Annotated in this window: 5 protein-coding genes and 1 pseudogene; 3 read left to right on the top strand and 3 right to left on the bottom strand. The window is 60.7% G+C overall.

Features of this window, described 5'->3' with window-relative positions; genetic code table 11:
- Nucleotides 1-1040: 1040 nt before the first annotated feature.
- The gene (locus V7082_RS20890; protein ID WP_334151565.1) at nucleotides 1041-1499 is read left to right on the top strand and encodes a hypothetical protein; all 459 of its coding nucleotides are present in this window, start codon (nucleotides 1041-1043) and stop codon (nucleotides 1497-1499) included.
- Nucleotides 1499-3331 (top strand): prohead protease/major capsid protein fusion protein, encoded by a 1833-nt coding sequence (locus V7082_RS20895; protein ID WP_334151567.1) that lies wholly within the window; start codon nucleotides 1499-1501, stop codon nucleotides 3329-3331. Before V7082_RS20890 ends, V7082_RS20895 begins: the two co-directional genes overlap by 1 nt.
- Before the next feature lie 368 nt (nucleotides 3332-3699).
- On the opposite strand, the gene V7082_RS20900 is transcribed toward V7082_RS20895, so the two are convergent.
- Together V7082_RS20900 and V7082_RS20905 are read right to left on the bottom strand one after the other, a co-directional pair.
- Nucleotides 3700-4509 (bottom strand): hypothetical protein, encoded by an 810-nt coding sequence (locus tag V7082_RS20900; RefSeq protein ID WP_334151568.1) that lies wholly within the window; start codon nucleotides 4507-4509, stop codon nucleotides 3700-3702.
- 357 nt (nucleotides 4510-4866) lie between these two features.
- Nucleotides 4867-5403, bottom strand: coding sequence for a hypothetical protein (locus V7082_RS20905; protein ID WP_334151570.1), 537 nt, complete (start codon nucleotides 5401-5403; stop codon nucleotides 4867-4869).
- Between the two features lie 447 nt (nucleotides 5404-5850).
- On the opposite strand from V7082_RS20905, the gene V7082_RS20910 reads away from it, so the two are divergent.
- On the top strand, nucleotides 5851-6393 hold the full coding sequence (locus V7082_RS20910; protein WP_334151571.1) for a hypothetical protein: 543 nt from the start codon (nucleotides 5851-5853) through the stop codon (nucleotides 6391-6393).
- Nucleotides 6394-6671: 278 nt separating this feature from the next.
- Here the strand turns inward: V7082_RS20910 and V7082_RS20915 are convergent.
- Nucleotides 6672-7515 (bottom strand): annotated as a pseudogene (locus V7082_RS20915) (integrase); the annotation flags it as partial.

Raw genomic sequence — 7515 nt, forward strand, 5'->3', positions numbered from 1 at the left:
CGGCATGACGTGGAGTGGCGTTTGGTGGCCGAAGACAATTCCCGGTTGTAGGTCCAGCGCGCAAGCGCCGTCATGACGGAGATGGCGACGACTATCGATCCTCACCGATCCTCCTGCAGGCCGGCGCGCTGGGCGCGCCACATGGCAGCCGCGAAGTGATCGCAAGGCGAGAACATCCCCCATCGCGAGGAGAGCCTTGAGTTCCCTTGCCGGATGCCTCTAGGCCGCCCACAGCCTCCCCTGGAGGCCGATCCGTGGCGCTTCCCTTCAACCCTACCGATCAAGCCAAACGGCCGCCAGCGGGCTTGTACGGGCTTCGTGGGCACCGACGCTCAGCACGTCTCGCGTGATCCCCCTGGAAGAATAGCCCCCGGCTTCGATTTTCCGAAAATGTTTGGGGATTTGAACTGGTGATTTGAAAACGCACACACCAGGCGCATCCGACCGGAGCGGCGGCAGATCGCCGGCGACACGTCCACCGGCACCCCTACAGGCAAAGACCCTCTGTGCCATCGCACTAGGAGGAGAGACACATGGGCGGTACGCGGGCGGGAGCCCCGCCAACGGCGGGCGGCCCCACCACACGCTGCGCTCACCAACGCATCGCACACGCCAAGGCAGGACGCCGCCGGAAGGCGCAGGAGGGCCGTCTAGCACGCGCCGCACCAACCCTAGCGCACGTCGCGCAGGCCCGCCAGTGGGCTTCTGAGGCGGTCCTGGGGGTCATGGGGGTGCACGGATAGGTTCTTCCTCGGCTCCGCGCGACATGCGGCGCGCCGCCCCGCATAAACTGAGCGTTTTCCGAAAATCGGTTTTGCCACTTCCGTTTCGTTTACAACTTCATCGACCGCGCAAGTCATTGATTTTCCGCACGGTTTCTGGAAACGGTTGCAGCCGAACGGAAACGGACAGCATCCGGAAGCGCCCCCCGGCTCGGCCAACTTCTCATCTTTGCATCGATAACTGCGCCTGTTGTTATATTTTCGCCACAATCAGTTGGTACCAAGTGATCCAGCATAGGAAGCTACCTTTCCGTCCTATTGAGGATTGCCAATTTGAACATTCGAGACGTTGCCCGACTTGCGGGTTTATCCACGAAGCAGATTGATCTTGCGATCAATCGTTGGAGCGTGACACCGCATTTCAAGAAAGTTGCGCCGGGTTCACCGAGGGAATTTACAAAAGCCGATACCTTTGTTTTTTGCATTGCCGGCGAGCTGGTGAGGATGGGGCTTTCATGGCCCGCCATCCGTGAAATTATTTGGTCCGCGACCACGATGGTCGAGGTTAATCCGACGACCTTCGAGCAACTCCAGATTTTTCCGGGTGCGTCACGCTTCGTAGAGGCGGTGCTCGTCGTGCGCAATTTCTCGGCGGATGAGCTGCCCGAGGCGACCCTCATCGAGCGCGACGAGCTTCGGAAGATCGGCTCGGACGCCGCCATCATCCTGCCGGCGTCGCGGATCGCTCGCCGCATCGAAGCCGAGGCGGCCGCCTGATGCCCGCCGAGCTGATCTTCCGGCGCGCGCCCAAGGGCGCGGCGTCATCCTGGAACGCGGAAACGCGAACCTTTCGTGCCGTCATCGCCGCCGGCGCAGCGGTGCGTCGTTGGGACCGCGCCGGCGAATACATTGAGATCCTGGATCACGCCGGGGTCGAATTGCCGGCGAAGATCCCCCTCCTCAACGCCCACCGCGCGCACGATGTGCGCGACGTTATCGGCACGGTCGAGACGGTTGAGCGGGTCGATGCTCGCATCGAGGCAGTGATCCGGCTGTCCGCGCGTGAGGGCGTCGAGGGCGTTGCTCAAGACGTAGCCGCGGGCGTCCTGTCCGGCGTGAGTGTCGGCTACATCGTCAAAGCTTGGCGGGAAGAGATCAGCGAAGCGGGTGAGCGCGTGAAGACCGCCACTAAGTGGCGCTTGCTCGAAGTCTCGCTAGTTCCAGTGCCGGCCGACGATGCTGCCCGAGTTAGGAGTTTTAACGTGGAAAACACTGAAGAGAATGCGATGGCCCCCGCCATCGAGACGCGTGCCGCTGATCATCTCGATCGCGCGGAGATCACGCGCCGCGAGAGGATTATGGAGCTGGCCGACCGCGTCGGCTTCCGTGAGTTCGGCGAGCAGCACGCTCGCTCCGGTACGGATCTGGAGGAGTTTCGGACCCTCCTGATCAACCACATCGCCGAGGAGCAGGAGCGCACGCAGCCGCGCGGCGGTGGCAGCATCGGCGCGACTATGCACGTCGGTGGGATCGCGCCCGAGCAAAGATCAGCTGCGATGGCGGAAGCTCTCGCCGCCCGGATCGATAGCACGATCGCACCGTCGCCAATGGCGCGGCGGTACGTGGGCCTGGGCCTTCCTGAACTCGCCCGCACGTTCTTGGCCGAGAACAACGTACCCGTGGCCGGCCTCGGCCGATCCGCGATCGTGAGCCAAGCTCTGAGCGCGCGCGGCCTTGGCGGCCTGCACAGCACAAGCGATTTTAGCACCGTACTGTCCGGTGCCGTGCACATGGTCTTGCGACGCGCTTATGAGGCAGCTCCGAGCGGTTTGAAGCCCATCGCGCGACGTGTCGAGCTTGACGATTTCCGCGCTCGTACCTTCGCGTCCATGAGCGGTTTTTCCGGCCTTGAGAAGGTCGGCGAGCACGGCGAGTTCACTCGCGGAACCATAAAAGATAGCGGCGAAAGCGTCCGGCTAGAAACGTTCGGAAAAGTCTTTGGCATCACTCGTCAGGCACTAGTTAACGATGATCTCGGAGCCTTCGCCGATATGCCTCGCCGTCTTGGAATTGCGGCGGCCGCCTTTGAGGCGGACCAGCTCGCGCAGCTCTTGATGGCAAACCCGCTGATGAGTGACGGCAAGGCCTTGTTTCACGCCGACCATGCAAACCTTGCCTCGCCCGCGTCGGCGCTCTCTAAAGACGCACTGTCGGCCGCTCGAAAAGCCATGCGAGGCCAGCGCGACGCGAGCGGCCAGATGATCGGGATCGGGCCGCGCTGGCTCGTTGTGGGGGCGGAACTTGAGACCCTCGCGGAAGAGCTGATGGCGGCGATCACGCCAGCCGAAACTGAAGCAGTTCAACCGATCCGTTTGCGGATCGCCGTCGAGCCTCGTCTGCCCGGCTATGCTTGGTACGTCGCCGCCGATCCTGCGGAATGTGACGGGCTGACCTATGCCCATCTCGCCTCCGAACCCGGTCCTGTTGTGGAGCATCGCGTCGGCTTCGACATCGATGGCGTCGAAATGAAGGTGAGGCTCGATTACGGCGCGGCTTTCATCGACTGGCGCTCGTGGCATCGAAACGCGGGCTCCGCTCCGGGTCAGTGAAAATGAGTTAGCCGGCCGGTTTTCTTTCCTTAACCGGCCGGCCTCGCGGCGCGCGCGTACTTGCGGCCGCATCGGGTCGAGTGCTGATGCCGGCGCTCCCCGCGCCCCGTCGTCGGTTCGTCCATGCGACGGCGGGGCGTCTTCCGCGTCGTGGCGTTCCTCTCCTGTCGCAGCGACGCGTATCTGCGCCCGCTCGCTTCTTTCCTTCGGCGAGCGGGCGCTTTGTTCTCTTGAGGTGATCCCCCATGGCCGATCTCACGTCACGATTGATCGTCCGCCTTATCGACGGCGTTTCCGGCCCGGCCGCAAAAGCTGCGGTCGGGCTGCGCCGCCTCATGGGCGTGACCAAGAAGTAAGCAGTCAGTCGCTCATCGCACGGCAGCTTCAATGCGCTCGATGAACGCCAGTGACGCCAATGTGCAATCGATCACGAACTGTGCTTCTGACGGGTCGAGCAACTCATTATCATGAGCGAAGGATCGCTTGTTGCGCGCTTGGTTCAGACCATCGAACAGCTTGTGCTGCACCCGGAGCGTGGGCAGTGCGAACTCGCTAACAGCACCCGTTTCCTTCAAGTTGCGTCCATAGGCGGCGAACAAGGCGTCAAGCGGGGTAGTGGCATCGAAGTGCTGCCCTTTGGCCGCGAGCAGATGGCGAAGACGCTTCACGCAGTAGGTATGCACACGGTCAAGCGCCACATCGGGTTTCTCGGCAATAAGGTCCGAAGCAATTGACGCACACAGTTTGGCGAGGGTGGTGTCGCCGGAGAAATCGCGGATCGCCTCATCGATAGGCAACGTAGATGCGGTATCGAGTTCTGAGACGAACTGCTTAAACCATGCTGCAAGCCGAGCCTCCTCCGCGGGATCAGTCTCGACGTATTCTGACATACTGCACCGGTATGCCCATAGGGCGCGTAGGACACGCGCCACAAGGCGCGGCTCGGCGACGGCCACGAACCCGCGCAATGTTTTACCCTTACTTGTGCCCTCGACCTGGAAGCGAGGTTGAAAGATATTGAGACCGCAGGTTTCCTCAAACCACTCGGCCATGGTTCGCAGGCTAAAGTCGAGCAAGTTGCCATTACCGCTGTGAAAGATGCGGTCGAAGGTCTGCTGTTGCTTGGTCGGAAGCCGCATCGTGCGGCCCAATATTCTATTCACCGGCAGCTGAGACATGCGTCAATGCTATCTCCCATCTGCTCCCTTCGATAGGGGCGCGCCTCGCTTGCTAACGGCTTTCAGCGTGGGTGGTGTGGTTCGCAAGCCATGCAGCGACCGAGCGCAACAACGCATTTAGCGCCACCCAGCGTAGCGAGCCCACGAGCAAGGGCTTGCCCGCTCGACAACACCACAGTAGGAGTTGCTCTACTTTCTTCATTGGTGCTTGCAGCGGTGTCCGCATTGATCGATGCGTGAGCCTGCGGAGGATCAAATGACGAGATCACCGAGTGCGCTCTTGGCCATCCTAACGGGGCAACATCGTACTCCCCAAGAGAAGGCTATAAGCGACATCACCTGTCCGACTGGAGACGATTAAATCGCAATCGCCGAAGTTGGGGCGGGAGGCGGCACCTGTCGAATTCCTTCACGCACTTCGCACATGCCCATTATGAATAGGATCAATGAGCCAACACCTGCTGCAATCGCCAGCACGTGAAAGACGTTTCCTGTCCAATCCCAAATCTTTGAGGACCGTGTCGGCACCGTGAACGGATGCTCCCACGTCCGAACTAGGCTGTTAGCGAGGCTAGTGTGGCAGTAGTTTGTAAAGTAAGCAGCGCCCATTCCGGCTACGGCCACACCAACACCCCAGGCGAACCATTCAATAGTTGACGCCAATCGTGAGACCTGTTCCATGCCGACGCTTGAGGAGAGCGCACCCAGAAAGGCTAACACGGCAACCGCCGCACCGCCGTTGATCAACATGGCCATCCTCAAGGCGAGCTGACCCGACTGAACGGTCGCCGCGTTCACCTCAGTGCAAAAGTCATCAAGCTTATCGTGGGCGCGCTCGGCTTGTCGTTGGTTGCGTTCGAAGGCCCATTTGCGGGCTTCAAGATCGCTGTTCATACTATCCCTCTTTGCATTCCCCTATCCATTGCTAGGAAATTTACATCGACAGCGCTCCTGGCCAAGGCCGTCGTCGCGTCAGAGCCGCGCCGGATCAGGGCGCTGACGTTGATGCGCGCGCAGCGCATGTGACGGTTGAGCTGTGCTATGTCGAAGCGTAAGAGCGAGCTGTCGAGTAGCGGGGCGAAGTTTGAACAGCACGAGGGCCCTTCAACTGGGAGTGAAAGTATCATGATGGGGAATAGGGGATGTCGCGGGGGAGACGAGTGGGACGCCTTCTCCCGCCGCTCCCGGCATTTGCTGCATTGGCGACGCGGCATGCTGAAAAAGATTAAGCGGCGTTTTTCGAAACGCATGAGGAAAGCCGCAAAGGCCCGCCTGAAGGACACGGCGGAAGCGACGCATTGGTGGCGCGCAAGATCTCCCTAAAGTAAATGAGGAGGCGATGTGACGCTGAAAGGAATTCTGGCGATGACGCCGACCTCAATAAAGACGCCCCGGGAGTTCTTCGACCACCTTGTCGAGAAGGACGTTACTGAATTCATCAAAAACCCCAATGACCTCCGCATAGCATACCATGCATGCACATCACTTCTCAGTCTGCGTGACTGGGTCGTGCACGAACACGCGAACAAGCCTTGGGCGCATTCTGGAACATCTCAGGTGCTCTTCAGCACCACAGGCGGCCTTCAATCTGCGCTTGAAGAGATCGATAGGCGCTTTGCCATCATAACTGATATTGCGAACGCATCGAAACACATGGTGCTAGATCCCAAAAGGAAACAGCGCACCAATCTATGGGGCGCCGCCAACACCGCTGTGATGACGATTGGCGGCCCTGTCGGGGCCGCACCTGTTGGCGCTACGCCTGTTGCCGGCTCCGTCAGTAGTATCATGGTCGAGATCAACCATACTTATCATTGCGTCCTCGAGTGCGTGATTGCTGGACGCGGGATCTGGAGGACACTGATGACCGAGAATACTTGGTAATACGTCGACGTCGGCAAGGTCTGCGCCACGCTTCAGATCGACGAGGATGGCGTGAGCTGTTCGATCCATCAAGCCCCGGAGGCACGCCGTGATAGCTGGGTCCTTTCGGACGTTACACCTTATGCGGTGCGCCGCCCCCCATTATTTGGACGTTTTTCGGATTTCGATTTTTGGACTTTGCTTTGCCGCTGGCGGGCATTTGGCCGGCCATAGGGGTCAACCACTCGACCAAGCCGAAAACCGCCACACGGGCAAATTTGGCGCGGCGATCGCCATGCCTACATGGACGACGGCGGCCGGAACGCAATTCGGTCGAGCCACGACTTCAAGTGCTCCAACGTCGGCCCGGCACCATACTTCGGGCGCGAGTGTTTGTGCCCCATGAGTACGGCGATGATTTTATCCGGCGGATCGATCGCCGTCAGGCGATCCTCGAAAGTATGCCGTAGCGAGTAGAGCGAATGATCCGGCGTCGGGCGCATGCCGCGTGCGGTCATCGCCTTGTTGACGAGCGCCGACAATGACGCCGCCTTGTCTCGATACCGCGGGAAGCCTTCGGGCTGAAGCTTCATCGCCGCGAGGGCGCAGCCGACGAGCGGCATCTTGCGCGCGCTGTGCCGTGTCTTGAGCTTGCGCCCTTCAGCGACGATCTCGACGTGAGGGACGGCCGCCTTTAAATGGATGTGATGCGGCAGAAGGTTCACGATCTCGGACAATCGCATGCCCGTGTCCGCGCACACGTACACGACACGCCGTGCCTCCTCATTGAGGCCGTCAAGCGCGCCTTCTGCCAGGATGACCTTCTGCACGAAGTCTGGATCGAAGGCGGTCCTCTGCCCGCTCTCCTCGCCTGCCAAGCGCAGTCTCGCGAAGGCGTCGCAGTCGATGCCAAGGCGTTGCGCATCCTCGATGGTGCGGAGCATCTTCGAGATGTGGCCGAAATCCTTGTTGGCCGTGCCGATCTGCACATCGCCCGCCAGGACGCGATCGCGCCACCAATCGCGGAACGCTAGCGCGTCGTCGCGCTTCAGATCCCTCACCGGCTTGTCGCCGACGATCTCGATTAAGTTCTCGATCGCTGCCTTTTTTGGGTTTCGCCACTTCCGAACCTGGTCGGGCGAG

This window comes from Hyphomicrobium sp. (genome assembly GCF_036833075.1).
Lineage (GTDB): Bacteria > Pseudomonadota > Alphaproteobacteria > Rhizobiales > Hyphomicrobiaceae > Hyphomicrobium_C.

Excerpts from the sequence above, each read along its gene's own strand:
- V7082_RS20895 (WP_334151567.1), top strand. The coding sequence starts at position 1,499 with ATGCCCGCCGAGCTGATCTTCCGGCGCGCGCCCAAGGGCGCGGCGTCA.
- V7082_RS20900 (WP_334151568.1), bottom strand. The coding sequence starts at position 4,509 with ATGTCTCAGCTGCCGGTGAATAGAATATTGGGCCGCACGATGCGGCTT.
- V7082_RS20905 (WP_334151570.1), bottom strand. The coding sequence starts at position 5,403 with ATGAACAGCGATCTTGAAGCCCGCAAATGGGCCTTCGAACGCAACCAA.